A 3110-nucleotide genomic window follows, 5' to 3' on the forward strand; every position below is an offset into this window, starting at 1 on the left:
GCGCCGGCGAAGTAAGGCCGCTGCCGCGCAGCGCGGGCACGGACGCGGGCAACCGTGGCACGGTGCCTGCTGGATAGGCAGCCACCGTGCACCGCGCCGCGCAGGCGCGACGATCCGGCAACACGGCGATGCCGGCGATCCACGTAGCATCTCCCCTCTAGGCGAGCCAGCGGGCTCGGGTGTGGCTCTCCAGGTTCCCCGGGCTCGTGGCTACCAGGCCCTCTCTCCGAGAGGCCTCGGAGTGTTCACCGCGGCAACTGACGCCGTGGAGCCTGGAGTTCACCATGCACAGCACCAACGGTGCATCCCCAACCCTAGCCGCCGAGTCCGTCGAGCGCCTCGCGCTGCAGTACGCAGCAGGCGGGTGGAACGTATTCCCCATCCACGGGATCGTCGATGGCCGCTGCACGTGCGGGAACGCCGATCCGGACCACGCCGGCGGCAAGCACCCGGCTACCAGGAACGGCCTGCTGGACGCCACCACCGATCCGGCCATCGTCCGGTCGTGGTGGCAGGCGATGCCGGACGCGAACGTAGCGATCCGCTGCGGTGCCGCGTCCGGTCTCGTCGTGCTGGACGTCGACCCCGCGCACGGCGGTGACGACAGCCTCCGCGTCCTGGTAGCCAAGCACGGCCCGCTGCCCGCCACCCTGGAGGCCGCAACCGGCGGGGGCGGGCGACACCTGTTCTTCCGGCACCCCGGCCGTCCGGTGCGCAGCAGCGCCGGTACGCTGGGCAGCGGCCTGGACGTCCGCGCCGATGGCGGATACGTCGTGGGACCACCCTCGCTGCACGCCAGCGGCCGACGGTACGCGTGGCTCGGTGCTGGCCGGCTGGCAGCGGCGCCGGAGTGGATCCTCGAACCGCCCGCGAAGAACGGACACCGGCCCGCTGCCGCGATCCCCGAGACCATCTCCGCCGGCCAGCGCAACGCGACGCTCTTTAGCCTCGCAGGCTCGATGCGGCACCGCGGCATGACCGTCGACGAGATCGAGGTGGCGCTAACGGCGGTGAACGAGCGCTGCGGTCCTCCCCTGCCCGCCGACGAGGTGCGTCGGATGGCCGAGAGCACCGGCCGCTACGCCCCGGCGGCCGGGCTAGGCGGTGCGCCGCATGGCGGCATGGCGGATGGTGACCCACCTATGGCGGATGGTGGTCCGCGCACGCGCCCCGATTCCGATCCTGTGGAGACCGATCATGGCGGCATGGCGGATGTATCCCCCCGTACGGAGGGGGCTGCGGGGGGAGGCCTCGGCGGTAGCACCGCCCCCCTCGCGGACACGCTGGACGCCGTGCACGACGTGCTCGCGAGGTTCGTGGTGCTGACGCCCGCGCAACTCGACGCGATCGTGCTGTGGGCCGCGCACACGCACGCCTTCGATGCCGCGGACGCGACGCCCTACCTGGCCATCTCGTCGCCGGAGAAGCGCTCGGGGAAGACGCGCCTGCTGGAGGTGCTGGATGGCCTGGTGGCACGGCCGTGGCTGACGGGACGGACGTCGGCCGCCGCGCTGTATCGCAAGATCGACAAGCAGGAACCGACGCTGCTGCTGGACGAGTCGGACGCTGCGTTCAACGGCGACAAGGAGTACGCCGAAGCGCTGCGCGGGATCCTGAATACCGGCCACCGTCGCGGTGGCTGCGCGTCCGTCTGCGTGGGGCAGGGGGCTGGTCTCGACGTCAAGGACTTCAGCACCTTCTGCGCGAAGGCGATCGCGGGCATAGGCGGTAACCTGCCCGACACCGTGGCCGATCGCGCGATCCCCATCGTCATGCACCGGCGCGCTCCGGACGAGGACGTCGCACACTTCCGGTTCAGGGAGGTGAGGGCCACCACGCAGCCGCTGCACGACGCGCTCGCGGCGTGGGCCGTGGATGCCGTCGCTCCGCTCACCGATGCCCGCCCCGAGACCCCCACCGCCCTGGACGATCGCGCGGCCGACTGCTGGGAACCCCTGGTGGCGATCGCGGATCTCGCCGGAGGGGAATGGCCCCTGCGCGCCCGCGACGCCGCGGTGGTGCTGTCGACGGGAGGATCCCGCGACGACGAGAGCGACGGCGTCCGCCTGCTGGCCGATATCCGCCTGGTCTTCGTGGAGGGCGAGACCGATCGGATCCCGTCGGCTGACCTGGTCACTGCCCTCGTGGCCAACGAGGAGGCTCCCTGGGGGGCCTGGGGCAAGAACGAGAGGCCCCTCACCGCGCGGGTGCTGGCGCGGCTGCTGCGCAGGTACGGGATCAGACCGTCGACCATCTGGCTGGGGATAGGCAGGACGCCGAAGGGGTACAAGCGGGCGGACCTCGACGACGCCTGGGCGCGCTACCTGCCACAGCCGCCTACATCCGCCATGCCGCCATGTACGGCCCAGACAGGCGTGGAACGGGCGCCCGGCGGGCAGATCACATCCGCCATGCCACCGCCTACATCCGCCATGCCGCCATGCGATGGCCCCGAGGGGGCGGTGGACGCGGCAGAGGCCGCGCGGATCGCTGCGTGCCGGGCGTTCGAGTGACGGCCCAGCGGAGGCCAGGCGGCCGGCACGCGGTAGCAACGGCGGAAGACACGAGGAGGCAGACGACAATGCCCACGAAGATCGACGAGGCCGAGGAGCGGGAGACGGCTCGGGTGCTGGCCGCGCTGCGGGACCTCTGGCGCGAGGTATCCGGCCTCGACTGGCACCCCAAGGACCAGATCCTCCGCGCCCTGCTGGGCCGCTACGACCCCTGGGTGGTCGCCGAGGCCGTCGCCGCGACGGCACCGAGGGTCGCGTCGGGCTACCTCCGCGACTACGCGTGGAGACCCTACCTGTGGGGCGTGGCCCGCCGCACCGTGGAGCAGGTCGAGCAGCAGGGGCCGGCAGGCCTGCCGCGGGGAAGGAAGGTAGAGGAGGAGCAGACATGAGGAAGATCGCCCGTATGGCCGTGGACGAAGCGGCGGGCAGCGCCGTCGGAGGAGGAGAGACCGACTATCCAAGAACGGAGGGAGGTCTGGCGGTACGTGCGGGGACAGCCTCACATGTGCTATACTTCAGGAGCAACCCCACCCCGGTGACCACCCCCTCCTAGCGCGTCCGACGCGTGTAGCCCAGGCGATCCGAGCCTTCTCCGCG

2 protein-coding genes are annotated in these 3110 nt (G+C 71.7%); both read left to right on the plus strand.

The annotated features are described in order from the left end of the window. Positions 1 to 284 precede the first annotated feature (284 nt). Entirely contained in the window at positions 285 to 2513 is a 2229-nt protein-coding gene (locus M3Q23_05675; GenBank protein ID MDP9341589.1) for a DUF3631 domain-containing protein, read from the plus strand. A 68-nt stretch (positions 2514 to 2581) separates the two neighbouring features. Further along, entirely contained in the window at positions 2582 to 2902 is a 321-nt protein-coding gene (locus M3Q23_05680; GenBank protein ID MDP9341590.1) for a hypothetical protein, read from the plus strand. Positions 2903 to 3110 lie beyond the last annotated feature (208 nt).

This window comes from Actinomycetota bacterium (assembly GCA_030774015.1).
Lineage (GTDB): Bacteria > Actinomycetota > UBA4738 > UBA4738 > JACQTL01 > JALYLZ01.

Excerpts from the sequence above, each read along its gene's own strand:
- M3Q23_05675 (MDP9341589.1), top strand. The coding sequence starts at position 285 with ATGCACAGCACCAACGGTGCATCCCCAACCCTAGCCGCCGAGTCCGTC.
- M3Q23_05680 (MDP9341590.1), top strand. The coding sequence starts at position 2,582 with ATGCCCACGAAGATCGACGAGGCCGAGGAGCGGGAGACGGCTCGGGTG.